This window comes from Mycolicibacterium boenickei (assembly GCF_010731295.1).
Lineage (GTDB): Bacteria > Actinomycetota > Actinomycetes > Mycobacteriales > Mycobacteriaceae > Mycobacterium > Mycobacterium boenickei.
Genome location: NZ_AP022579.1, coordinates 5,909,037 through 5,931,384, shown reverse-complemented (window position 1 = coordinate 5,931,384; position 22,348 = coordinate 5,909,037). Strand labels below are relative to the sequence as shown.

Genomic DNA, 22,348 nt, shown 5'->3' with positions numbered 1-22,348 from the left:
GTCACAGCACGTAGGGGATCAGGGCCTTGCGGTCGGTGGGGTACTCGGGGAACTTCTCCTGATACCAGCTGTGGGTGCCCAGTGCCCGGGGGATCAGGTTGCCCGCGGTGATCAACAGGATTGCAACGCCGGGCAACGCCCAGGTCAGCAGCGCGAAGCCGGACCAGGCGACGATCTCGCCCAGGTAGGCCGGGCTGGTGACGAACCGGAATCTGCCGCCGAAGGGAATCCGGTATTCGGCACCGCCCGGATTGTTCTTGTCGCGCAGGTTCCGCACGATCGATTCCGAGTTGACCAGCAGCGCGAATCCGCAGAGGTAGATCACCAAACCCACCAGGAATCGGGGGTCGGTCAGCCATTCGGTGGTGTATTGCCCGAAGAAGTCGTGGCTGAACAGCGTCCCGTTGAGGTAGCCGTGCATGGATGTGACGAGCATGCCCATCACGATCACCGACACGTTGAAGGTGCCGCGCTTGCCGGGCGCCTGGCGGATTGCCAGCGGGAAGAACCAGCCCCGGTTGGCGTAGTGCAGCAGCCAGATTGCGGCCAGCACCAGGGAGGTCGGGTCGAATCGATGCGGCCCGGCCAGGTAGCTGATCAAGAACACCACCGTCGCGGGGATCTCCATCAGCCACCAGCCGAGCTTCGGGTTGAGGTTCAAGCCGAGTTTCGTCGTCGAGAACCGCCCGTAGGAGCTCTGTGCGAAGAAGCCGCCGATGATCACGAAGGCGGCGAACGCGAATGCCGCGGTCAGCACGGTGTCGTAGAACGTGTTGCCGGTGTACCAGTGCATGGGCGTTTCCTCGCTGAGCAGGTGGTTTCAGCGGCTGTAGCCGCCGTTTCTGTAACGTGTTCTACCACCTGGCCGCATCGCGATGCGCCTCGGGATCACTCAGCCCATGGAACGCGGCAGGCATCTCCGGAGTTGAAGCCCTGCTCGGTGATGCCCAGCGCCGAGTACATCCGCGATCGCATGTTCTCCACGCCGATCTGGTAGGTCAGCTCGATCACGCCGTCGTCGCCGAAGCGCTCACGCAGATCGGCCACCTGCTCGTCGGTGACGGTGTGCGGGTCGGTCGTCATCGCGTCGGCGTAGGCGATCGCGGCGCGCTCGTCCTCGGTGAACAGCGGCGAGGTGGCGTAGTCGTCGATCGACTTGAGCCGCTCCACGTCGAGGTTCTCCAGCCGCATCAGCATGGAGCCGAAGTCCACGCACCATGAGCAGCCGACGGTCCGGGCGGTCCAGAACACCGCGAGCTCGCGGACCGTGGCAGGCAGCTTCTTGGAGCCGCCCTGCAACAGCATCTCGTGGACGCCGTTGGCGACCAGCAGTCGCGGATGGTTCGCGGCCACGGCGAACGGCTCAGGCACCTCACCGAATTCGCGCTTGGCGTACCAGTACATGGCGCGAGTCAGCAGCCCGGCTTGCTTGGGGGTTACGGCGGGGATTCGTGTCTTGGTCTCGGTCATATGGGTTAGACGAGGCAGCCCCGCAATGTGTGACAGACGGGGTGAGTATGCGAAACGGGCGTCGACTCTGCGCTCAGATCGCAGTTTCACTCGAAAACACGATCTGGCCGCAGTGTCGACGCCCGCTACGCAGTGTCGGCAAGAAGATCTAGCGCGCGAACATCAAAGCGCGCTTGACCTCCTGGATCGCCTGGGTCACCTGGATGCCACGCGGGCACGCCTCGGTGCAGTTGAAGGTGGTGCGGCAGCGCCACACACCGTCGACCTCGTTGAGGATGTCCAGCCGCTCGGCGGCCGCCTCGTCACGCGAATCGAAGATGAACCGGTGTGCGTTGACGATCGCGGCGGGGCCGAAGTAGGACCCCTCGCTCCAGTACACCGGGCACGACGTGGTGCAGCACGCGCACAGGATGCACTTGGTGGTGTCGTCGTAGCGGGCCCGGTCGGTGGCGCTCTGGATGCGCTCCTTGGTGGGCGGGTTGCCACTGGTGATCAGGTACGGCTTGACGGCGCGGTACGCGTCGAAGAACGGCTCCATGTCCACCACGAGGTCCTTCTCCACGGGCAGGCCGCGGATCGGCTCGATGGTGATGGTGAGCTGCTTGCCGGCCTTCTTGGGCAGCAGGTCACGCATGAGCACCTTGCAGGCCAGCCGGTTCACACCGTTGATCCGCATGGCGTCCGACCCGCACACACCGTGGGCGCACGAGCGCCGGAAGGTCAGCGTGCCGTCCAGGTAGCCCTTTACGTAGAGCAGCAGGTTCAGCAGCCGGTCCGAGGGCAGGCACGGAACCCGGAAGCTCTGCCAGCCCGCGGCGTCCGGGTTCTCTGGGTTGAACCGGGCGATCTTCAGGGTGACCATGACCGCGCCCTCGGGCACGGGAGGCAGGGGCGGATCGCCGGCTTCTGGCTTGTCGATGACAGGTGCACTCATGATCAGTACTTCCGTTCCATCGGCTCGTAGCGAGTCTGGACCACGGGCTTGTAGTCCAGCCGGATGTCGGCCAGCAGCCCGGGGCCTTCCTTGTACGCCATGGTGTGGCGCATGTAGTTGGTGTCGTCGCGGTCGGGGTAATCCTCGCGCGCGTGGCCGCCGCGGGACTCCTTGCGGTTCAGCGCACCGACCACGGTCACCTCGGCCAGCTCCAGCAGGAAGCCCAGCTCGATGGCTTCGAGCAGGTCGCTGTTGTAACGCTTGCCCTTGTCGTGCACCGTGATTCGCGCGTAGCGCTCCTTCAGTGCGTGGATGTCGGTCAGCGCCTGCTTCAGCGTCTCCTCGGTGCGGAACACCGCGGCGTTGTTGTCCATCGACTGCTGCAGCGCGGTGCGGATGTCGGCGACGCGCTCGTTGCCGTGCTCGGACAGGATGTCGCCGACCCAGCCGACCACCATGTCGGCCGGGTTCTCCGGCAGGTCGACGTGGTTGTGGTTGGCGGCGTACTCGGCGGCGGCGATACCGGCGCGACGGCCGAACACGTTGATGTCCAGCAGCGAGTTGGTGCCGAGCCGGTTGGCGCCGTGCACCGACACACACGCGCATTCACCGGCGGCGTACAGGCCGGGGATGACGTTGGTGTTGTCGCGCAGCACCTGGCCGTGGACCGTGGTGGGGATGCCGCCCATGACGTAGTGGCAGGTCGGGTAGACCGGCACCAGTTCCTTGACCGGATCCACACCCAGGTAGGTGCGGGCGAACTCGGTGATGTCGGGAAGCTTGGCTTCCAGCACGTCCTCGCCGAGGTGCCGCACGTCGATGTAGACGTAGTCCTTGTTCGGTCCGGCGCCACGGCCTTCGAGAACTTCCAGCACCATCGAACGGGCCACGATGTCACGCGGCGCGAGGTCGACGATCGTCGGCGCGTAGCGCTCCATGAACCGTTCGCCCTCGCCGTTGAGCAACCGGCCGCCCTCGCCGCGCACGGCTTCGGAGATCAGGATGCCCAGGCCGGCCAGGCCTGTCGGGTGGAACTGGTGGAACTCCATGTCTTCCAAGGGAAGTCCCTTGCGGAAGATGATGCCAAGGCCGTCACCGGTCAGGGTGTGGGCGTTGGAGGTGGTCTTGTACATCCGGCCCGAACCGCCGGTGGCGAAGACGATCGCCTTGGCGTGGAAGATGTGGATGTCGCCGGTCGCCAGCTCATATGCGATGACGCCGGTGGCCACCGGGCCGGCCGGGGTCTCGGTCAGCGCGATGTCGAGCGCGTAGAACTCGTTGAAGAACTCCACGTCGTGCTTGACGCAGTTTTGGTACAGCGTCTGCAGGATCATGTGGCCGGTGCGGTCGGCGGCGTAGCAGGCCCGGCGCACCGGGGCCTTGCCGTGGTCGCGGGTGTGGCCGCCGAAGCGACGCTGGTCGATGCGACCCTCGGGCGTCCGGTTGAACGGCATGCCCATCTTCTCGAGGTCGAGCACCGCGTCGATGGCCTCCTTGGCCATGATCTCGACGGCGTCCTGGTCAGCGAGGTAGTCGCCACCCTTGACGGTGTCGAAGGTGTGCCACTCCCAGTTGTCCTCTTCGACGTTGGCCAGTGCGGCGCACATGCCGCCCTGGGCCGCACCGGTGTGCGAGCGCGTCGGGTACAGCTTGGTCAGCACAGCGGTACGGACGCGCGGACCGGCCTCGACGGCAGCGCGCATGCCTGCGCCGCCGGCGCCGACGATGACGACGTCGTAGCGGTGTTCCTGAATCATTGGTTAACCCCCAATATTCGGGTCGAAGGTGACCAGGACATAGGTACCCAGAACCAACGTGAACCCTGTCGCCAGCAGCAGCAGCGAATTCAGGTAGAACTTCGTGACGTTCTTACGGGCGTAGTCACCGATGATGGTGCGCAGGCCGTTGGCCCCGTGGATCATCGCGAGCCACAGCAGGGCCATGTCCCAGATCTGCCAGAACGGGGAGGCCCAGCGCTGTGCGACGTAGTTGAAGTCGATGCGGTACACGCCGTCCTGCCACATCAGCATGATGAACAGGTGGCCGAGCGCCAGGAACACCAGCGCCAGACCCGAGAACCGCATGAACAGCCAGGCGTACTTCTCGAAGTACGGAATGCCGCGGGGACGGCGGGGTGCGCGCGGGTGGTCCAGCGCGGCAGGCCGGTCGTGCTCGCGTTCCATCACCGGCGCCGGGCGGCCCAATCGCGACTCGCCCGCTCCTGGCGCGCTCACAGGAACCGCTCCGTCATGTGCATTCCGAGAACTCCTAGTGCTGCGATGAGGACCACGGCAAACACGCCGACGGCGACCGCGAGCATCTGCCGCTGGTAGCGGGGACCCTGCTGCCAGAAGTCGATGAGGATGACACGGATGCCGTTCAGTGCGTGGAAGAGCACCGCGGCGACCAGGCCCATCTCCATCAAACCGACGATGGGCGTCTTGTACGTCTCGATGACCTCGTTGTAGGCCTGCGGGCTCACCCGGACCAATGCGGTATCGAGGACATGCACGAACAGGAAGAAGAAAATCGTGGCACCGGTAATACGGTGCAAGACCCAGGACCACATTCCCGGATCACCCTTGTAAAGGGTGCGCCGACGGGTTTTCCTGGGTTGCGGAGCCGGCACCTCCGTCTGAGTACTCATCTCGCCCTCCAACGTCAACGGTGGACGTTCGGGACTGCCTGTGTATTAGCCCCAAACCTCGGGGCGACTCTAAACCCATTTGTACTGGCGAAGGAATTACGGTTGAGCCGTTCTACCTGAAAATCGCACAGAAGTTAGGCTTACCTATCTTACTGCGTGGGTCGGGAATTGGGGTTACGGAATGCATTCAGAACCTATGCCGGAGGTCTTCCCGTGACTGTTGTTGTCGACTGGAATCTGCTGCGTAACAAGGCAATCGAAGTGTCGTTCCACGCTTATGCGCCCTATTCGGGATTTTCCGTCGGGGCCGCGGCTCTGGTTGACGACGGTCGCATCGTGACCGGATGCAATGTGGAGAATGTCTCATATGGCCTAGGTCTCTGTGCCGAGTGCGCTGTGGCCTGCGCCCTCCACTCCGGAGGCGGTGGAAGGCTGCTGGCGCTGTCGTGTGTGGGGCCCGACGGGGGCCTGCTGATGCCGTGCGGACGATGCCGGCAGGTGTTGCTCGAACACGGCGGCCCCGAGCTGTTGATCGACCACCCCGACGGCGCGCGCCCGCTGCGCGAGCTACTGCCCGACGCCTTCGGCCCCGATGATCTTGAACGCCGGTAAGGCCAAGTGGTCCAACAACTCCGGGTTACTGGCGAGTAGGTTTACGCCCATGCCTCATCTCGACGCACCCACCGTCATCCGGACCAAGCGTGACGGCGGCGTGCTGTCGGACGCCGCGATCGACTGGGTGATCGACGGCTACACCCACGGACGGGTCGCCGACGAGCAGATGTCGGCGCTCCTGATGGCGATCTTCCTGAAAGGTATGGCGCCGGCCGAGATCGCCCGGTGGACGGCGGCGATGGTCGGCTCCGGCGAGCAGTTCGACTTCACCGACCTGCGCCGTGCCGGGCAGCCGCTTGCCCTGGTGGACAAGCACTCCACCGGCGGGGTGGGGGACAAGATCACCATCCCGCTGCTGCCGGTGGTGATGGCATGTGGGGCCAGTGTTCCGCAGGCGGCCGGGCGCGGGCTCGGCCACACCGGCGGCACCCTCGACAAACTCGAGGCGATCCCGGGATTTACCGCGGAACTGTCGAAAGCTCAGATCCGGCAACAACTTCGGGATATCGGTGCTGCGGTGTTCGCGGCGGGTGAGCTGGCGCCGGCCGACCGCAAGATCTACGCCCTGCGCGATGTCACCGCCACCACCGAGTCGCTGCCGCTCATCGCGAGTTCGGTGATGAGCAAGAAGTTGGCCGAGGGCGCCCGGTCGCTGGTCCTGGACGTCAAGGTCGGGCGCGGTGCGTTCCTCAAGACCGAGGCCGAGTCGCGTGAGCTCGCGGCCACCATGGTCGACCTGGGCAATGCCAACGGGGTGCCGACCCGGGCGCTGCTGACCGACATGAACTGCCCGCTGGGCCGGACCGTCGGCAACTCCGTGGAGGTCACCGAGTCGCTGGAGGTCCTGGCCGGAGGTGGACCGTCCGACGTGGTCGAACTGACGCTGGCGCTGGCCGCGGAGATGCTCGACGCGGCCGGGGTCGGTGGCGTCGACCCGGCGCAGACGCTGCGGGACGGCAGTGCGATGGATTGCTTCCGTGCGCTGGTGGCGGCCCAGGGCGGGGACCTGAGCCGCCCGCTGCCCATCGGGGCGGCCACAGAGACCGTGACGGCCCCGCACGGCGGCGTCATGGGCGACCTCGACGCCATGGGCCTGGCACTGGCGGCCTGGCGGCTGGGCGCAGGCCGTGCTCAGCCGGGTGAACCGGTGCAGTTCGGTGCCGGCGTGCGGATCCATCGCAAGCCCGGCGAACCCGTGGCCGCCGGGGAAACGCTGTTCACGCTGTACACCGAGACCGCCGAACGGCTGCCCGGCGCCCTCGCCGAACTCGACGGCGCCTGGACGGTGGGGGACGCCGCACCCGCGCCGCGGCCGCTGATCATCGACCGCATCGGCTGACGCGGCCCGCATCAGCTGGCAGCGGGGGCGGGGGTCACCCACATCGTGGAGGTGGACCTGGCCGCCAAACTCGTATCGGCGTCAATGTCCTTGCCCCGCGAGGAAATATCGACGTCTACACCGACAGCACGGGCCCCCGGCAAAGACACCGCGGATGCGCATGTCGCGGTCGAGCAGGGACTGGTCGGAAAGACCGTCATCGATGTGGGTGTCCGTGGCAAGCTCTGACCATGACCGTGGTGATGACGAACGACCTCATCGACGGGATCCTGGACCGTTTCGCGGTACCGCAGAACTACCGCAACCATGTCTACCGGGGCCTCAACTACCAGCTGAAACTTCTTGGTATTGACGAGGTTCCGAACGACATTGCGCTGGCGTGGGCTCTGCACGACATCGGCTTGTTCACCGCCGGATGGGACTATCTGGGGCCGTCGGTGAAACTCGTCGACGAACTCGCGGGCGACTACGACATCGACGACGTCGGACGGGTACGGCAGATGGTCGAGCTGCACCACAAGCTGCGGCCCTGCCGGGACACCTGGGCGGAGAGCTTCCGCATCGCCGACCGGATCGACGTGACGCGGGGCGGGCTGGCCGGAGGGCTGGACCGGGCGGCGGTCGCAGAGATCGTCGCGGCACATCCCTATGCGGGTTTCCATGGCTTTCTGCTGCGCACCGCGGCGGGCTGGGCGGCTCGACACCCGCTGCGGCCCATGCCGATGATGCGTTGGTGACCTGACTGGCCGCCGCATCGCCAACCCCTGGATGCGTGCGGGTGGGGCGGTATTGGCCTGATCGTCATCAGCAACGCCGTGATTTCCTCGGCGCAGGTCCGCCGCCGTCGCGCATGATGGGGACATGAGTACGCCGCTGACTCTGGACAAGATCCAGCACGCTCCCAAGGCCCTGCTGCACGATCACCTGGATGGCGGACTGCGACCGGCCACCGTGCTCGACCTGGCCGGTCAGCTGGGCTACGACGACCTGCCTGCCACCGAAGTCGACGAGCTCGCCACGTTCTTCCGCACGGCCGCCCACAGCGGCTCGTTGGTGCGCTACCTGGAACCGTTTGCCCACACCGTCGGGGTCATGCAGACCCCCGAGGCGCTACATCGCGTCGCCTTCGAGTGCGTCGAGGATCTGGCCGCGGACAACGTCGTCTACGCCGAGGTGCGGTTCGCGCCCGAGCTGCACATCGATCGGGGACTGTCGCTGGACGACGTGGTCGACGCGGTGCTGGCCGGCTTCGCCGACGGTGAGAAGGCCGCCTCGGCCGAGGGGCGCACCATCACCGTGCGATGCCTGGTCACCGCGATGCGCCACGCCGCCCGGTCGCGCGAGATCGCCGAGCTGGCAATCCGGTTCCGGGACAAGGGCGTTGTCGGATTCGACATCGCCGGGGCCGAAGCCGGCTACCCACCCACCCGTCACCTCGATGCATTCGAGTACATGCGAGGCAACAACGCGCGCTTCACGATTCACGCCGGTGAGGCATTCGGCCTGCCGTCGATCCACGAGGCCATCGCGTTCTGCGGAGCCGACCGGCTCGGACACGGGGTGCGCATCGTCGACGACATCACCGAGTTCGACGACGGGACGCAACAGCTGGGCAGGCTGGCATCCATCCTGCGCGACAAGAGAATTCCACTTGAGTTGTGCCCCAGCAGCAATGTGCAGACCGGGGCGGCGCCCAGCATCGCCGAGCACCCGTTCGACCGGCTGGCCCGGTTGCGGTTCCGCGTGACGGTCAACACCGACAACCGGCTGATGAGCGACACCACCATGAGCCAGGAGATGCTGCGTCTGGTCGAGGCCTTCGGCTACGGCTGGAGCGACCTGGAGCGGTTCACCATCAATGCGATGAAGTCGGCCTTCATTCCGTTCGACGAACGGCTCGCGCTGATCGACGAGGTGATCAAACCGCGGTACGCGGTGCTGGTCGGCTGAGGCCGCCGGACAAATCCACCCCGGCGAAAATTTTCGGCTCAATCCATGTAACGACGGGGTGCGTGGCTGCGACAATTCAGCAAGCTCGACCAAGTTCGCGATCGGACGACGTCGCGACCTGCTGCACCCCGTTTGAATAAGGAGAACCCATGGCCAGACCCATCACGACAGTGTTGTCCGGGGCAGTCCTGGCAACCGCCGCGGCGTTCCTCCCCATGGTCGCTGTACCGACCGCCGGTGCCGACGTCTGCGCCGGTGCCGACGGTCGCCACTTCGCCGCCGGCGGATGCACCAACGTCGCCGGCGATGTTGCGACCGGAGCTGCCATCGCGGCAGCGCACGTGCCGTACGTGCCCGGCGAAGTTCCTTGCTACACAGTCGAAGGCGTGCCCTATTACACGCCGCCGGGCGACCCCTGCTAATAATTCCCTTCTGACTGGCGCGGCAGCGATCTGCCGCGCCAGTGACGTTCGCGACGAGGAGTGATGGATGAGGTTCTTGGCGTACGGAATGGCCGCTCTGCTGCTGGCCGCGGCCGTCAGTTGTGGCGGATCCGAGCAGCCGCCGACCGCGGCACCGGCACCGGAGACGGTGCGCCAGATTGCCAAGGAGGCTTACACATACGGCTTCCCCATGGTCGACTCGTACCGCATCCAGCACGCGTATTTCGTCGACAAGGCCAACCCGCAGTACAAGGGTGACTGGAACCAGACGCACAGCATCGCCCGGGTGTTCACCCCCGAGGACACCACGATCCAGACTCCCAACTCCGATACGCCCTACACGATGCTGGGCGCCGACCTCCGAGCCGAACCGCTGGTGCTCACCGTGCCGCCGATCGAGGCCGGCCGGTACTACTCGCTGCAGTTCATCGATAGTTACACCTACAACTTCGCCTACGTGGGCAGCCGCACCACCGGCAACGGCGGTGGCAAGTACCTCTTGGCCGGGCCGGGCTGGAACGGCGACAAGCCGGCGGGCATCACCGACGTGATCCGCTCCGACACCGATTTCGCGTTGGTCATCTACCGGACCCAGCTGTTCGATCCCAAGGACATCGACAACGTCAAGAAGATCCAGGCCGGCTACACCGTCGAGCCGCTCTCGGCATTCGCCCATCAGCCCGCGGCAACCGCCCCGGCAGTGGACTTCATCGCGCCACTGACTCCCGATGAGCAGAAGACCTCGCCGAAGTTCTTCCAGATCCTCAGCTTCCTCTTGAAGTACGCACCGGAAGTGCCGTCGGAGAAGGAACTTCGGGCTCGCTTCGCCACCATCGGCATCGGCCCGGACGGGGACTTCAACCCTGACACGATGAGCAAAGAAACGCTGCAGGCGGTGCAGGACGGGATGGCCGATGCCTGGGCCGAGCTCAACGCCTTCAAGAAGGACAAGATGGACACCGGACAGGTGACCTCGAGCCAGCTGTTCGGCACCCGGGAGGCGTTGAAGGACAACTATCTGTACCGCATGGCCGCCGCGGTGCTCGGCATCTACGGCAACTCCAGCGCCGAGGCCATCTACCCGGTGCTGGCGGTCGACTCGGCTGGGGCGCCGTTGACCGGGGCCAACAACTACACGGTGCGGTTCGCGCCCGGGCAGTTGCCGCCGGTCAACTCGTTCTGGTCGACGACGATGTACAAGATGCCGCAGAGCCTGCTGGTCGCCAACCCGATCAACCGGTACCTGATCAACTCACCGATGCTGCCGAGTCTGGCCAAAGACCCCGATGGCGGCGTGACGATCTACGTGCAGCATCAGTCGCCGGGCCCGGAGAAAGAGGCGAACTGGCTGCCCGCGCCGGACGGCCCGTTCCAGATGATCCTGCGGTTGTACTGGCCCAAACAAGAGGCGCTCAACGGCACCTGGCACGCGCCGAAAGTCGTCAAGAGCTGACCGGCGCCCGATAGGTCAGCCGCGCAACACCGTGCGGAGCACGTCGGCGAAAGCCCCTGGCGCGCCCATGAATCCACCATGGTCGCCCGGGAACAGCACCGGACGTGCGCCCAGCAGGTCGGCCAGGGCAGTCGTGGTCCGGTGGGTCAGCAGGCGTCCGGACTCCTCGCCGAGCCCCACCACGACCCGGCCGCGTTTCAGCGCCTGGATGTCTGGCAGATACCGGGTGGTGGACCGGAGCTCGTGGTTGAAGAAATGCGCCGCGTCGCGCAGCTCCTGATCACCGGGCTCCGGCAGCTCCGGCATCTCCGGCGCACCGGTCGGGATGTCGAAGCCGGCGTTCGCCATGAACTTGCCCCATGCCGCGAACATCCCGTCACGGTTGAAGGTGGCGATGATGTCCTCGGTGGCCGCGCGCTGCGCCGCGGCGTCGGGCAACAACTCCAACAGGGGAGGCTCGTGCGCGACGAGGGTACGCACCCGGCCGGGGTGGCGGGCCACCAGCGAAAGACCCGTCACCGCGCCGCCCGAGGAGCCGAACACATCGGCGGAGGCAGCGCCCAGGTCGTCGAGGATCGCGGCGACGTCGTCGGCCCGGCGCTCGGGGATCGAGTTCTCCGTCGGATCGTCGACCGAACTACCGGCGATGCCGCGCGGGTCGGCGGTGACCACGGTGTGGTCACCAGCCAGCGCGTGCGCCAGCGGCGCGAATTCCGCCGCCGCCATCGGGGCGCCGAGGATCAGCACCAGTGGGCCGGTTCCGCGCACCTCATAGTGCAGGCGTGCGCCGGGAACCTCGACGGTGTGGGTGGAGAGGCTGGTCGATGCGGTCATGAGTGATCTGACCGCACCCGCGGCCAGAACTCATCGCCGCGGTGGTTACTCCGCCCGCAGGCGCGACTCCACGAAACGCTCCAACGCGTCCCACTGCTCGACCGCCTCGGCGTACGGGGCGACGGGCTTGCGGGCGTTCTCGTCGCCGAGCACGTAGCTGACGAACTTGCCCAGCGCCTTGGTGCCGGCGAGCGTCTCGTCGACGGTCTTGTCCTCGGAGTAGTCGCTGACGTCGCGCAGCAGCTCGACGGCCAACTCCAACTGGTCGTGGTCGACGGCGTCGGGTCCGTCGGCGATGTCGTCGGAGATACCGCTGAGGACGTAGATGTTCTCCTCGGCGACCTCCACCCGCAGGGAGCCGTCGGTGGCGGCGGTCCGGATGTCGTCGTAGGTGGCCAGGTCCGACAGGTCGTGGTCATGCTCGTCGGCCAGATAGCGGGCCAGTGCACGCTCGGAACTGAACACGCTGATGCGACCGTTGCGGCCGAGGAAGACCGGATCGTCGTCGAGGTAGCAGCGCAGGGTGTACACCGTGCCCGAACCGGTCATGATTCGCACCGGGTCGATACCGACCTTCTGCCAGAAGTCCTCGTCGTCACCCAGGACGGCGGTGTCCGCCGCGCTGCGCACGGGCTCGGCCTCGGCCTCGCTGTCGTCCTCGTCGCCGCCCTCGGCGTCGTCGGTCTCGACCGCGAGGTCGTCCTCGTCCTCCTCGGGCGCCGGCTCCTCGAGCTCGGCCTCGGCCTTCTTGACCGCGTCCGCATCGATTTCCTCCGGAATGGCGACGATCTCGTCGATGGAGTCGAGCACACCGTCCCAGCCCCGGGCGATCACGGCTTCGATCTCAGCCCAGCGCTTGCGCCCAGAGCGACCGGTGAAGCCTTCCAGCCCGCCACCGAGCGTGCCGAGCACGGGGTTTCCGTTGAAGAACTTGCTGATGGCCGCCAGTTCACACACCGAGCCGATCGAAGACACCACCACCAGGATGCGGTGCAGGCTCGCGACGGATTCCTCCGTCGGCTTGTCGGCGACCAGGTCGGGGACCCCGACGATGTCGTACTCGCGGTCGTCGGCGGGCTGCAGCTTGTGCGCGTTGGCCGCGGTGAGCTTGTCCCACTTCGGATGGTCGGCGAGGTCGTTGTCGGTGTTGGTGCGGACGAATGCCACCAGATCAGCGACCGATTCGAAGCCGTACAGGGCGTCACCCTCGCCCAAGAACGCCTCCCACTCGTCGCCGGCGTCCCGCCAGCGCGGAGCCCAGAGTGTGTAAAGGTCGCCCTTGGTCAGCCCGAGCCGGACCGGCACGATGTCAGCAGCCATGCGGCACAGCCTAATGGGGGCTCCTGGACGCCAGTCAGGTTGTCTCCGGTTCGGGGCCTGCCGGCACACCACTCACGCCGTGGGCCGCCAGAATCCCTGAAAGCCCTGACCGGCATTCGTGGTCCGGATCGGTGAGAGCTTGACGGGATCACCGGCCTCGATCATGGTGTTGCCGCCGACGATCATCGCGACGTGTCCGTCCCATACCGCCAGGTCGCCCGGCCGCAACGATCCCGCCGACACCGCCTTGCCGATGTCCTGTTCCTGGGCCAGCCGGGGGATATCCAGACCAGCTTCGTGATAGGCCCACTGGGTCAGTCCACTGCAGTCCAGCCCGACACCAGGCGTGGTGCCGCCCCACCGGTAGGGCACTCCCAGTTGGGTGAGCGCGTGCCGCACGGCGCCCGCGGCCACGGCATTGGGCGCCGTCGCCGTGCTGCCGTCGGGCAGTCGCACCGCTACTCCGTCGCCGAACATCCCCGGGTCGCGGAGTCCGAGCGGGGCGTCCGAGCGATCGGCACCCAGCGAGGCGGCGGCAGGGGCACCCCCGGTGAACCCCGCCGGGGCCGCTGTGAAACCGCCGGAGCCGAGGGGAGCGGGGAAACCCGCCGAGCCCGGGTGCATCCCCGTCGCGGGCGGTAGGGCGGGGGCGGGGGCGGTGAGTGAGCCGGAGTGTTTGTCCAGTTCGGCAGTCAGTTCGTCGACGACGGTCGTGGCCTCGGTGATCGCGCGTCGTGCCTCGGCCTGCAGTTCCTGGGCCACCCCCGGTTCATCGAGGTGGGGAGTCAATTCGGCGGCGCGTTCCTCGAAGCGGTCGATGATCGCCTGCAGACGCAACCTGGCCTGCGCCACAGCCGAACCCGCGTCCCGGGCCGCGGCGCCCAAGGCCTGCGCCCGCTCGGCCAACGCCGTCACCTCGGCAGCGGCGCCGGCGGTGAACTGCCCGGCCGCCGTGGCGGCGGTGCCCGACCAATCCACGGCGGCACGGTCCCACGATCGCCCGAGCGCGGCCGCGATATCCGACAGGGCGCCCTGCGCGCCATCCATCGCGGTCGCGGCGGTGTGGTCCGGCAGGCTGTTGCCCAGCAGAGCCCGTAGTTCGTAGAGCGGCGCGGCCAGCGCGACGCTGGAGCTGGGCACCGCTACACCCGCGGCAACAGCTGAGCAGCCCGCTGACCGGCGGAGTAGTAGTCAGCGGCGGTGTTGCGGGCGTTGACGGCCCCGGCCCCCGTCCGTATGCCGAGCGCCGCGACCGCGTCGCTGTGTGCGCTCACGGCCTGGGCGAAGGCGGCCGCGAACCGCTCGCCGATCGGGCCGAGCGCCGGGGCCGGAATCGATCGCAGCGTGGCGGCCACGGCATCCAGGTCGGCGGAGTGAGCGTTGAGGGCGTCGCCAAGGGCGCGGATGGCCGCCAGGTCGGCGCGCAGGGTATCGGCGGGCATGTGGTTAGGACGCCGGCCGCCGCCGTTCGGTTCCCGTCAGTTTTCGCCGGCGCTGGCGGTGCTGGCGGTGCTGGCGCGCGTCGTTTTCTCCCGCAGGGTCGCTCTTGCTCAGGATCGCGACCCTCCAGTAGAAAGCGGCGCACGGCGACAGGACCGAGGCAGGCGTTTCAGATCGCGGTTCCGCCTCCGTCGGCGTGCAGCGTCGAGCCGGTGATGAAAGCCGCGCGCGGCGACGACAGGAACAGCACCGCGTGGGCGATCTCCTCGGGAGTCGCCGTGCGTCCCAGCGGCAGGGCCCGGCCGAGTTCCTCGTTGGTGTCGCCCCACTGTGCCTGGACGCCTTCGGTGCGGGTGGGGCCCGGCGCCACACTGTTGACCCGTACACCGCCGGAACCGAATTCGGCGGCCCAAGTGCGGGTCAGCGATTCGACCGCGGCCTTGGACGCGCTGTAGGCCGAGGCGCCGGGCACCCCTTTCGACGCGACCATCGAGGTGACGTTGACGATGCTGCCGCGGCCCCGCTCCAGCATGCCGCCCACCAATTGGGCCACCAGGAAATACGTGCCGCGCACATTGGTGTCGAAGGTCTGCTCGAACGAGGCGACATCCTGTTCCACGGTGAGCGCACCGGGAAACGCGGCGGCATTGTTGACCAGGATGTCGAGCTGATCACATTGCCGAGCAAGGGATTGCACCGAGTCCAGGTCACCGAGATCGGCGCCGACGAATCGGACCTCCCCGCCGAGTGCGGCTGCGGCGTCCCGTCCGCGTCGTTCGTCTCTGCCGGTGATGGTGACCGCTGCACCCGCCCGGGCCAGCAGGTCGGCACAGGCCAACCCGATCCCTGCGGTGCCGCCGGTGACCAGCGCGCGGTATCCTTTGAGTTCTGTCGATCCGGATTCCATGGTGTCCTTCTGTCGTCGGTCAGGCTGTTGGCGGTCAGGCGACACACTGGGTGTCGTCGGCTTCGTGCGTCGGCCACAGGTCGTCTGCGATGGGGCCAAGCGCAACCCGCAGGCGTTCGCGGCTACGGGCGATGCGCGACATCACTGTTCCCAGTGGGATTTCCATGAGCGCCGCGATTTCGGCGTAGGTGAAGCCCTCGATATCGGCGTAGTACAACACCGTTCGGAATCCCTCGGGCAGCGTCAACACCGCATCGCGGACGCGGTCGTCGCAGAACACGTCGAGGGCGCGGTCCTCGGCGGAACGCTCGGCAGTCGCGGAATGTATTGCGTTGCCGAACATGTCGCTGTCGGTGATCTCGGCGACAGCGAATGTATCGGGACGGCGCTGCTTCATCCGGTGCGTGCTGATCCACCGGTTGTGCAGGATGCGAAACAGCCAGGCCCGCAGATTGGTGCCCGGCTCGAACCGCCGGAAACCGGTGTAGGCGTTCATCAGCGTGTCCTGGACCAGGTCCTCGGCGTCGGCATGGCTGTGCGTCAGTCGTCGTGCGGTGCGCAACAGAATGGTGTGGAACGGCATGGCCTCCCGGACGAACCGGGCCGTCAGTTGCGCGTCGGACTCGACGTCGAGGTCCTCCGCGTCGACGCTCAGGGTCATCGGACGGCCACGGGCGCGGTACCGGTCGACGGGGCGGCGGCGACTTTCGTCATGATCAGATCTCCAAGTTCGGGAACAAGAGCGGACGCCACCTCAGACTGGTTCGGCAGTGCCCCCTTGCGGACCCTTGAAAACCCGTAGTCCGTAGTGCGTGGCGCCGTCACCGGATCCACCTGCACGGCAGCGCCACCGACCGTTAAGGTCAGCGCATGGATGTACGCGTCGTCGACCACCCCCTGGCCGCCGCACGGCTGACCACCCTGCGAGATGAGCGAACCGACAATGCGGGGTTCCGTGCGGCGCTACGCGACCTCACCCTGATGCTGGTGTACGAGGCCACCCGGGACGCGGCGTCCGAGCAGATCGCGGTGCGTACCCCGGTCACCGACACCACCGGTTCACGGCTTGCGAATCCGCCCCTGCTGGTGCCGGTGCTACGGGCCGGGCTCGGGATGGTCGACCAGGCGCACGCCCTGATCCCCGAGGCGCAGGTGGGTTTCGTCGGGATGGCGCGCGACGAGACGACGCATCACCCGACGCCGTACTTGGCGTCGCTGCCCGACGATCTGAGCAAGAGGTCGGTGTTCGTGCTCGACCCGATGCTGGCGACCGGCGGGTCGATGGCTTACACCATCGACCTGTTGAAGGAACGCAACGCCGTCGACATCACCGCGGTGTGTGTGGTGTGCGCGCCGCAGGGGATCGAGGCGATCGAAAAGGTCGCCCCGGACATGAGGCTCGTCACCGCGACCATCGACGAAGGCCTCAACGAGATCGCCTACATCGTCCCCGGACTCGGGGACGCCGGGGACCGTCAGTTCGGTCCGCGCTGAGGGGACCTGGCCGTCAGGTAGGGCCGGGACAACACCAGTGCCGCGGCGGTGGCGAGGACGAGGACGAGGACGTACACCGGCAGCAGATGGATGAAGGTGGTGTAGCCGATCGCGTAGTGCACGGCCAACGCCGGCAGCGTGCCCGTCACGAACCCGATCAACAACGACCACCACACCCAGCGTTCGCCGCGTCGGAACCCCCACATCGCGATCAACGCGATCGCGAGCCCGGAACCGATCAACGCCCCGCCGAACCCGGCCCGGTCGTGGGCGATGAAGCTGACCAGTTGCGGGTCGGCGTTCCGTAGGGCCGCACCGTGGGTGTGCATGAATCCCAGGTCGGTGGAGACGAATACGTCGGTCAGTCCGACGAAGGAGATGGTTGCCCCGGCTGCGGCGAGCCCGGCGCCCAGGCCGATGAACAACAGCTGGCCCCACAGCGCGCGCCGGCGTTGTGTCTCCGGACCGTCCGGGAGGGACCGCCGCCGGGGCGGGTCCGGCTTGTTCCACACCGCGGCGAGCAGCATGGGGAACAGTGTCACCACCACCAGGGTGTGCAGCGGGTCGACGAAACCTGTTCCGACGAAATAGAACAGCGTGAGAAACGCGACCGACCCCGAGATCAGCAGGGCATTGCGGGCCCAGACCAGACCACGTCTGATGCCACCCCAGCACAGTCCGGTGTACAGGGCGCCCAGGCCGATCATGTTGCCTGCCATGCTGATCCGGTCATGCTGGATGAAATGCACCAGGTTGTCGTTGATCCGGTGCAGGTCGTCCAGTCCCAGGCCGAGATAGGAACGGTCATAGCTCAACAACACCGGCCCCAGTGCGATGGCGCCCGCGCCGATTCCGGCCACGATCAATCCGAGCCCGGCCAGCACACCCCACAACCAGCCCGGCCAACGAAACGGGTTGAGTCCGGCGTCGGCCAGGCCGGGAGGCCGCGGTGACGGTTGCGCCGCCGCCTCGATCACGCGGTTGAACCAGCCTGGTCCGGTCGCCAGCAGCACCGTGGGTCGGGCGAGGACGACGACGCCGGGATCCCGAAGAGCGTCGACGGCGGCAGCGACGTCCGGGTCGGTCAGATAGTGAGTGTCGCCCGCCGGGCCGACGGCGACCTCGTCGACGTCACCGGCGAGCAGATCGGCGACCTCGGCCGAATCCACGCGGGCGATGACACGGCAGCGGCGGCCGGAGGCGGCCTCCCGGACGGTCTCGACGTCGCCGGCCGATACCGGCGCGATCTCGATCAGGCCGGCCCCCTGGACCGGTAGCACCAGCACGGCGTCGCGAGCCACAGCCGGCGGGACCACGGCCCCGAACCGGCCCACCCAGTCGGGCGGGACCGGTGGATGGTCGAAAACCCGCGGAATCCAGCGATACCCGCCCGCCTCGACCAGCGTGGCCAAGAACCGTAGGGCCCAGCGCTGGGTACGGCGTTCCCCGATGACCGCTGACGCGATGGGGCGCAGCGGTTGATAGGTCCAGTCCGGCATCGCGTTTTGCGGCTACCAGCGTGCTGCCGCGTCGGCCAGATCCTGGCTGAGTTTCTGGGCATGCGCCCGGGCGGTGTTCAGATCATCGGTCGGCGCGCAGCGGACCTCGGTGTAGGACTTGAGTTTCGGCTCGGTCCCCGACGGTCGGACCACCACGCGAACCGAGGTGTCCGCGTCGCTGCCGGTGAAGATCAGGGCGTCGGTGCGCTGTTGGCCGACTCGCGCCAGCAGATCCTCTGTGGTGACGGTGATGCCGGCCAACTCGGTCGGCGGGGACTCGCGCAACCGGGTCATGGCGGCCTGGGCATCATCGACGTGGCGGGTGACGGCCCCCGTCACGTGCACGCCGTGGAACTTGGCCAGATCGTCGAGGGCGTCGAGCACGGTGCGACCCTGATCGCGCAGCGCAGCCACCAGGTCGGCAGCCAGGATCGCGGCGCTGATTCCGTCCTTGTCGCGTACCGAGGCCGGGTCGACGCAATGACCGATGGCTTCCTCGTAGGCGTAGACCAGGGTGTTGCCGGGCGATTGGGCGCGGGCCAGCCATTTGAACCCGGTGAGCGTTTCGGCGTGCTGGGCACCGTGGGCCTCCGCGATCGATGCCAGCATCCGCGACGAGACCACGGTGCTCGCCACCAGGGCCGCTTCGCTGACCGGGCCCGGCTCGAGCTGGGACAGAATGTAATCGCCCAGCAGCCAACCTGTTTCGTCGCCGGTGAGCATGCGCCAGCCGTCCGGTCCGGGCACTCCGACGGCGCACCGGTCGGCATCGGGATCCAGCGCGATCGCGATCTCCGCGTCGACATCGTCGGCCAGGGCCAGGAGTGCGTCGACGGCGCCGGGCTCCTCGGGGTTGGGGAAGGTGACGGTGGGGAAGTTCGGGTCGGGGTTGAACTGTTCCTCGACCACGTGCACGTCGTCGAATCCGGCCAGGGCAAGTGCATCAAGGGCGTATTCGCCGCCGACACCGTGCAGCGGAGTCAGGGCCACTCGCACCGAACCCGTGGTGCGGCGTACCCGCGCGGCCCGTTCCAGGTAGCCGTAGACCTGGTGCAGGCCACCGGTTTCCACTGCGGCCCTGGGTATCTCGTCGGCGTAGGGGGCGCGGGCCACCGCGGCCTCGATCTCGCGGTCGGCGGGGGAGATGAGCTGCATGCCGCCGTCGAGAAACACCTTGTAACCGTTGTCCGTGGGCGGGTTGTGCGATGCGGTGATCTGGATCCCGGCCACCGCGGGCAGATGCCGGACCGTGTAGGCGACCACTGGTGTCGGCACGGACGCCATCATGAGGAGGACCTGGAAACCCTCGGCGGCAAGCACTTCGGCCGCGGCCAGCGCGAACTCGTCGGAGCGGTGCCGCGCGTCACGGCCCACCACTACGTGCGACCCGCCCAGGCATCTGTCCTTGAGCACCTGTGCGAGCGCCCACGTGGTGCGCATGACGACGGCCAGGTTCATCGCGTCGGGCCCGCCGCGCAACGGTCCGCGCAGCCCGGCGGTGCCGAAAGTCAGCGGGTTGTTGAATCGGCGGTCGAGCTCATCCGGGCTGCAGGCGGACAATTCGGCCGCGGTCTGAGGGTCGGGGTCATGTGCGATCCATTCGGCGGCGGCGGTCGCGATGGAGGTCATGACCCAAGTGTGCCCTCAGTGACGTCGGAGTACGCCAGCTTGCGCAGGACCGGTGCTACCAGCATCAAGAGATCGAACTCCAATTCGGTCAGGTTCTCCCGCATCGTGGCGTGCAGCCAGGCGTCCCGTTCGGCGCGGTCGGCCTGCAGCAACGACGTCCCTGCCGCGGTGATCTCGATGAGCTGACGCCGACGGTCATTGTCGTCGGGACGCCGGGCGATCAGGCCTCGGCGGACGAGTTCATTGATGCTGTCGGTCAGCGACTGTGCTCGGACATGCAGCCGAGCGCCCATCTCGGCGGGGGTCGTGGTGCCGCTGCGACTGGTCTCGCTGAGTAGTTCCAGCTGGCTCAAGGTCAGTCCGTGGTCTGGGCGGTGCCGTCGCATCTGGCGGGCCACCGCCATCATCGACTCGCGTAGTTCGGTCGCTGATGTTGCTGCCATAGACAAGTTATACCTTGGTATTTACGCCTATCGTGGCATTTAGATCCCTGCAGGTAAATCATTAGTTTGAAGGGATGCCTTACTATTTTCGGTAGGAGGTGCGAGACGGGATGACGCGGATGCTGCGGTGGGCACTGCTGGTCATCGCCACTGTCGTCGTCACCGTGCCGCTCAACCTCGTCGGGGTTCCCTCGGCCGCGCTGTTCGCCGGGCTGGTGGTGGGCATCGGGCTGGCCCTGGCCGCGTTGGCCCCGGAACGGATGCCGCGCCTGGCCGGGGTGATCGCCCAAGGCGTGCTCGGCGTCTACATCGGCACGATGGTCCACCGGGATGCCGTCAGCGCGATCGGCTCGGACTGGGCGATCGTGCTGGCGATCACCGTGGCCACATTGGTCCTGAGCATCGTGGCCGGCGGGTTGCTCGGATTGCACCGCGATGTCAGCCCGCTGACCGGGTCGCTGGCTCTCGTGGCAGGCGGTGCGTCGGGTCTGGTGGCCATCGCGCGTGAACTCGGCGGCGACGATCGCGTCGTCTCCGTCGTCCAATACCTGCGGGTCGCACTCGTCACCGCGACCATTCCGCTCGTGGTGACCCTTGTCTTCCATGCCGATCGGTCGCATCCGGCAGCCCCGATCGAAACCGATTCGGCACCTTGGTATCTGAGCCTGGCGATGCTGGCCGTCATCGTGGCTGTCGGTGCGGTCGGCGGCCGGTGGGTCAAACTGCCCGGGGCCGGGCTGCTGGGCCCGCTGGCCCTGACTGTCGCACTGCAATTGACCAGCCTGTCCTTCGGACTGACGGTCCCGGCGGTGCTGGTGCAGGCGGCCTACATGGTGATCGGCTGGCAGGCCGGTATCGCCTTCACCCGCGAGTCGCTGCGTGCCATCGGCCGGATCCTTCCGCTGGCGTTGACGTTGATCGTGGTGCTCGGGGTGGCCACGGCCGGCCTCGGTGTGGTGCTGGCCGACGTCACCGGGGCGACGCAACTCGAGGGCTATCTGGCGACCAGCCCGGGTGGGGTCTACGCGGTGCTGGCCACCGCGGTCGAAACCGGCTCCAACGTCACGTTCATCATCGCCGCCCAGGTGCTAAGGGTCTTGCTCATGCTGTTCGTGGCGCCGCTGATGGCCCGGGTGATGGCGCGGTTGGGCAGGCGGCGTCAGGGTCGGGCAGTAGACGAGCCGGTCGCCGCCGCCCGGCGATAGATGACCGGCTGAGCCGCGACGTCGTTGGCCTTGAAATTGGCCAGCACGAACGACCGGAAACTGCGACGGAACAGCAGACTGGGCAGGAACACCCGCAGTGCCGGCCAGCCGGCGTGGTTCACCACGCTGTAATCGCTCGGCTCGCCGGGCCGCGGGGAGAGCAGTGTCGAGTCAGGCAGAGCGGTGTGGCGCTGGAACCATCCTGCTGTGTATTCCCATGTGGCATAGACCGTTTCGGCTGAGTGACAGTGAAAGTAGTTGAACAGGAACCAGCGGTCGGTGGTGTGGTCGACGTCGGCGATCCGGGCGACGTTGTCGGCCGCCATGTAATAGGTGTGCCGTGCCTCTCGGCGGATCTCGGAAACCATGGCGCGATAGGCGTCGTCCGCTCGCACGCTGCCGGTCACGTCGACGTCGGTCGTGCGGATCAGAACAACCAGGTCGTAACGGGCCGGACGGACTCCCGCGCGCGCCAGCAGTGCCGCCCCTTCACCGGGTGGCCGCAACGCTGCCCGAAACACCACGGCCTCGACGACGTCGTCGCGTCTCGTCAGCTGTTCGGCGTAGCCGGTGAGACGCTCGGCCAGTCGGCGGCGCGTGCGGGACGGCAGGGGCAGCGGCCCGGCCCACCGCCCGGCCTCGGCTGCCAGCAGCAGAAATCCGTTGTCCGTCGGCGGGATGAGCCGGACCGGTTCCGCGAGTTGATCATTGACGAGCTTCATCGGG

24 protein-coding genes and 1 pseudogene are annotated in these 22,348 nt (G+C 67.3%); 9 read left to right on the top strand and 16 right to left on the bottom strand.

All coding sequences use genetic code 11. The annotated features are described in order from the left end of the window. Window position 1: 1 nt before the first annotated feature. The 6 genes and pseudogenes from G6N57_RS28455 to sdhC form a co-directional block, all read right to left on the bottom strand. The gene (locus tag G6N57_RS28455) at window positions 2-793 is read right to left on the bottom strand and encodes a phosphatidylethanolamine N-methyltransferase family domain-containing protein (RefSeq protein WP_077743398.1); all 792 of its coding nucleotides are present in this window, start codon (window positions 791-793) and stop codon (window positions 2-4) included. 95 nt (window positions 794-888) lie between these two features. Next, a pseudogene (locus G6N57_RS28450) lies at window positions 889-1,503 on the bottom strand (carboxymuconolactone decarboxylase family protein); the annotation flags it as partial. Between the two features lie 115 nt (window positions 1,504-1,618). Next, window positions 1,619-2,404: a succinate dehydrogenase iron-sulfur subunit gene (locus G6N57_RS28445; RefSeq protein ID WP_003882376.1), complete on the bottom strand. Its 786-nt coding sequence runs from the start codon at window positions 2,402-2,404 to the stop codon at window positions 1,619-1,621. Between the two features lie 2 nt (window positions 2,405-2,406). Next, window positions 2,407-4,161, bottom strand: coding sequence for a succinate dehydrogenase flavoprotein subunit (sdhA, locus tag G6N57_RS28440; protein ID WP_019345705.1), 1,755 nt, complete (start codon window positions 4,159-4,161; stop codon window positions 2,407-2,409). A 3-nt stretch (window positions 4,162-4,164) separates the two neighbouring features. Further along, window positions 4,165-4,587, bottom strand: coding sequence for a succinate dehydrogenase hydrophobic membrane anchor subunit (locus G6N57_RS28435; RefSeq protein WP_003882378.1), 423 nt, complete (start codon window positions 4,585-4,587; stop codon window positions 4,165-4,167). A gap of 47 nt (window positions 4,588-4,634) precedes the next feature. Then, entirely contained in the window at window positions 4,635-5,051 is a 417-nt protein-coding gene (gene sdhC / locus G6N57_RS28430) for a succinate dehydrogenase, cytochrome b556 subunit (RefSeq protein ID WP_071533379.1), read from the bottom strand. A gap of 213 nt (window positions 5,052-5,264) precedes the next feature. Here sdhC and G6N57_RS28425 point away from each other — a divergent pair, with 213 nt between their 5' ends. From G6N57_RS28425 to G6N57_RS28395, 7 genes are all read left to right on the top strand, one after another. Next, window positions 5,265-5,663, top strand: coding sequence for a cytidine deaminase (locus tag G6N57_RS28425; RefSeq protein WP_077743399.1), 399 nt, complete (start codon window positions 5,265-5,267; stop codon window positions 5,661-5,663). Between the two features lie 49 nt (window positions 5,664-5,712). After that, the gene (locus G6N57_RS28420) at window positions 5,713-7,005 is read left to right on the top strand and encodes a thymidine phosphorylase (protein ID WP_077743400.1); all 1,293 of its coding nucleotides are present in this window, start codon (window positions 5,713-5,715) and stop codon (window positions 7,003-7,005) included. A gap of 45 nt (window positions 7,006-7,050) precedes the next feature. Beyond that, window positions 7,051-7,233, top strand: a complete 183-nt coding sequence (locus tag G6N57_RS28415) for a hypothetical protein (protein ID WP_077743401.1) — start codon at window positions 7,051-7,053, stop codon at window positions 7,231-7,233. A 2-nt stretch (window positions 7,234-7,235) separates the two neighbouring features. Beyond that, complete coding sequence (locus G6N57_RS28410) at window positions 7,236-7,742, top strand: hypothetical protein (RefSeq protein ID WP_077743402.1); 507 nt, start codon at window positions 7,236-7,238, stop codon at window positions 7,740-7,742. Window positions 7,743-7,866: 124 nt separating this feature from the next. Next, window positions 7,867-8,955 carry an adenosine deaminase gene (locus G6N57_RS28405; RefSeq protein WP_077743403.1) on the top strand — a complete coding sequence of 363 codons (1,089 nt, stop codon included), beginning with the start codon at window positions 7,867-7,869 and terminating at the stop codon, window positions 8,953-8,955. A 149-nt stretch (window positions 8,956-9,104) separates the two neighbouring features. Further along, a complete protein-coding gene (locus G6N57_RS28400; RefSeq protein ID WP_077743404.1) occupies window positions 9,105-9,377 on the top strand; it encodes a hypothetical protein in 273 nt (90 codons plus the stop codon). A gap of 88 nt (window positions 9,378-9,465) precedes the next feature. Then, complete coding sequence (locus tag G6N57_RS28395) at window positions 9,466-10,851, top strand: DUF1254 domain-containing protein (RefSeq protein WP_407666000.1); 1,386 nt, start codon at window positions 9,466-9,468, stop codon at window positions 10,849-10,851. Window positions 10,852-10,866: 15 nt separating this feature from the next. Here G6N57_RS28395 and G6N57_RS28390 read toward each other — a convergent pair whose 3' ends face one another. The 6 genes from G6N57_RS28390 to G6N57_RS28365 form a co-directional block, all read right to left on the bottom strand. Continuing rightward, entirely contained in the window at window positions 10,867-11,685 is an 819-nt protein-coding gene (locus tag G6N57_RS28390) for an alpha/beta fold hydrolase (RefSeq protein WP_077743406.1), read from the bottom strand. Window positions 11,686-11,730: 45 nt separating this feature from the next. Continuing rightward, window positions 11,731-13,005: a protein export chaperone SatS gene (gene satS / locus G6N57_RS28385; RefSeq protein WP_077743407.1), complete on the bottom strand. Its 1,275-nt coding sequence runs from the start codon at window positions 13,003-13,005 to the stop codon at window positions 11,731-11,733. 72 nt (window positions 13,006-13,077) lie between these two features. Continuing rightward, window positions 13,078-14,145: a C40 family peptidase gene (locus G6N57_RS28380; protein ID WP_097925776.1), complete on the bottom strand. Its 1,068-nt coding sequence runs from the start codon at window positions 14,143-14,145 to the stop codon at window positions 13,078-13,080. Window positions 14,146-14,147: 2 nt separating this feature from the next. Continuing rightward, a complete protein-coding gene (locus G6N57_RS28375) occupies window positions 14,148-14,447 on the bottom strand; it encodes a hypothetical protein (protein ID WP_234815579.1) in 300 nt (99 codons plus the stop codon). Window positions 14,448-14,614: 167 nt separating this feature from the next. Then, on the bottom strand, window positions 14,615-15,352 hold the full coding sequence (locus tag G6N57_RS28370; RefSeq protein WP_077743409.1) for an SDR family NAD(P)-dependent oxidoreductase: 738 nt from the start codon (window positions 15,350-15,352) through the stop codon (window positions 14,615-14,617). 34 nt (window positions 15,353-15,386) lie between these two features. Then, a complete protein-coding gene (locus G6N57_RS28365; RefSeq protein WP_077743410.1) occupies window positions 15,387-16,013 on the bottom strand; it encodes a sigma-70 family RNA polymerase sigma factor in 627 nt (208 codons plus the stop codon). A gap of 209 nt (window positions 16,014-16,222) precedes the next feature. Between G6N57_RS28365 and upp the strand changes: the two genes are divergently transcribed. Further along, window positions 16,223-16,846 (top strand): uracil phosphoribosyltransferase, encoded by a 624-nt coding sequence (gene upp / locus G6N57_RS28360; protein WP_077743411.1) that lies wholly within the window; start codon window positions 16,223-16,225, stop codon window positions 16,844-16,846. On the opposite strand, the gene G6N57_RS28355 is transcribed toward upp, so the two are convergent. The 3 genes from G6N57_RS28355 to G6N57_RS28345 are packed head-to-tail and all read right to left on the bottom strand — an operon-like array spanning window position 16,828 to window position 20,417. Then, complete coding sequence (locus G6N57_RS28355) at window positions 16,828-18,345, bottom strand: hypothetical protein (protein WP_077743412.1); 1,518 nt, start codon at window positions 18,343-18,345, stop codon at window positions 16,828-16,830. The two genes, upp and G6N57_RS28355, sit on opposite strands and share 19 nt — an antisense overlap. A gap of 12 nt (window positions 18,346-18,357) precedes the next feature. Further along, on the bottom strand, window positions 18,358-19,974 hold the full coding sequence (locus G6N57_RS28350) for a phospho-sugar mutase (RefSeq protein ID WP_077743413.1): 1,617 nt from the start codon (window positions 19,972-19,974) through the stop codon (window positions 18,358-18,360). Next, the gene (locus G6N57_RS28345; RefSeq protein ID WP_077743414.1) at window positions 19,971-20,417 is read right to left on the bottom strand and encodes a MarR family winged helix-turn-helix transcriptional regulator; all 447 of its coding nucleotides are present in this window, start codon (window positions 20,415-20,417) and stop codon (window positions 19,971-19,973) included. The genes G6N57_RS28350 and G6N57_RS28345 overlap by 4 nt, the downstream gene beginning before the upstream one ends. Before the next feature lie 110 nt (window positions 20,418-20,527). Between G6N57_RS28345 and G6N57_RS28340 the strand changes: the two genes are divergently transcribed. Continuing rightward, window positions 20,528-21,622, top strand: coding sequence for an AbrB family protein (locus G6N57_RS28340; RefSeq protein ID WP_077743415.1), 1,095 nt, complete (start codon window positions 20,528-20,530; stop codon window positions 21,620-21,622). On the opposite strand, the gene G6N57_RS28335 is transcribed toward G6N57_RS28340, so the two are convergent. Beyond that, on the bottom strand, window positions 21,577-22,344 hold the full coding sequence (locus tag G6N57_RS28335) for a hypothetical protein (RefSeq protein ID WP_077743416.1): 768 nt from the start codon (window positions 22,342-22,344) through the stop codon (window positions 21,577-21,579). The two genes, G6N57_RS28340 and G6N57_RS28335, sit on opposite strands and share 46 nt — an antisense overlap. Between the last annotated feature and the right edge of the window lie 4 nt (window positions 22,345-22,348).

What these genes read in the sequence shown, in the direction of transcription:
- G6N57_RS28395 (WP_407666000.1), top strand. Translation starts at nt 9,466, where the DNA reads ATGGCCGCTCTGCTGCTGGCCGCGGCCGTCAGTTGTGGCGGATCCGAG.
- G6N57_RS28410 (WP_077743402.1), top strand. Translation starts at nt 7,236, where the DNA reads ATGACCGTGGTGATGACGAACGACCTCATCGACGGGATCCTGGACCGT.
- G6N57_RS28335 (WP_077743416.1), bottom strand. Translation starts at nt 22,344, where the DNA reads ATGAAGCTCGTCAATGATCAACTCGCGGAACCGGTCCGGCTCATCCCG.
- G6N57_RS28445 (WP_003882376.1), bottom strand. Translation starts at nt 2,404, where the DNA reads ATGAGTGCACCTGTCATCGACAAGCCAGAAGCCGGCGATCCGCCCCTG.
- G6N57_RS28420 (WP_077743400.1), top strand. Translation starts at nt 5,713, where the DNA reads ATGCCTCATCTCGACGCACCCACCGTCATCCGGACCAAGCGTGACGGC.
- sdhA (WP_019345705.1), bottom strand. Translation starts at nt 4,161, where the DNA reads ATGATTCAGGAACACCGCTACGACGTCGTCATCGTCGGCGCCGGCGGC.
- G6N57_RS28435 (WP_003882378.1), bottom strand. Translation starts at nt 4,587, where the DNA reads ATGGAACGCGAGCACGACCGGCCTGCCGCGCTGGACCACCCGCGCGCA.
- G6N57_RS28365 (WP_077743410.1), bottom strand. Translation starts at nt 16,013, where the DNA reads ATGACCCTGAGCGTCGACGCGGAGGACCTCGACGTCGAGTCCGACGCG.
- G6N57_RS28355 (WP_077743412.1), bottom strand. Translation starts at nt 18,345, where the DNA reads ATGCCGGACTGGACCTATCAACCGCTGCGCCCCATCGCGTCAGCGGTC.
- upp (WP_077743411.1), top strand. Translation starts at nt 16,223, where the DNA reads ATGGATGTACGCGTCGTCGACCACCCCCTGGCCGCCGCACGGCTGACC.
- G6N57_RS28400 (WP_077743404.1), top strand. Translation starts at nt 9,105, where the DNA reads ATGGCCAGACCCATCACGACAGTGTTGTCCGGGGCAGTCCTGGCAACC.
- G6N57_RS28390 (WP_077743406.1), bottom strand. Translation starts at nt 11,685, where the DNA reads ATGACCGCATCGACCAGCCTCTCCACCCACACCGTCGAGGTTCCCGGC.
- G6N57_RS28350 (WP_077743413.1), bottom strand. Translation starts at nt 19,974, where the DNA reads ATGACCTCCATCGCGACCGCCGCCGCCGAATGGATCGCACATGACCCC.
- G6N57_RS28345 (WP_077743414.1), bottom strand. Translation starts at nt 20,417, where the DNA reads ATGGCAGCAACATCAGCGACCGAACTACGCGAGTCGATGATGGCGGTG.
- G6N57_RS28405 (WP_077743403.1), top strand. Translation starts at nt 7,867, where the DNA reads ATGAGTACGCCGCTGACTCTGGACAAGATCCAGCACGCTCCCAAGGCC.
- G6N57_RS28370 (WP_077743409.1), bottom strand. Translation starts at nt 15,352, where the DNA reads ATGGAATCCGGATCGACAGAACTCAAAGGATACCGCGCGCTGGTCACC.
- G6N57_RS28340 (WP_077743415.1), top strand. Translation starts at nt 20,528, where the DNA reads ATGACGCGGATGCTGCGGTGGGCACTGCTGGTCATCGCCACTGTCGTC.
- satS (WP_077743407.1), bottom strand. Translation starts at nt 13,005, where the DNA reads ATGGCTGCTGACATCGTGCCGGTCCGGCTCGGGCTGACCAAGGGCGAC.
- sdhC (WP_071533379.1), bottom strand. Translation starts at nt 5,051, where the DNA reads ATGAGTACTCAGACGGAGGTGCCGGCTCCGCAACCCAGGAAAACCCGT.
- G6N57_RS28455 (WP_077743398.1), bottom strand. Translation starts at nt 793, where the DNA reads ATGCACTGGTACACCGGCAACACGTTCTACGACACCGTGCTGACCGCG.
- G6N57_RS28375 (WP_234815579.1), bottom strand. Translation starts at nt 14,447, where the DNA reads ATGCCCGCCGATACCCTGCGCGCCGACCTGGCGGCCATCCGCGCCCTT.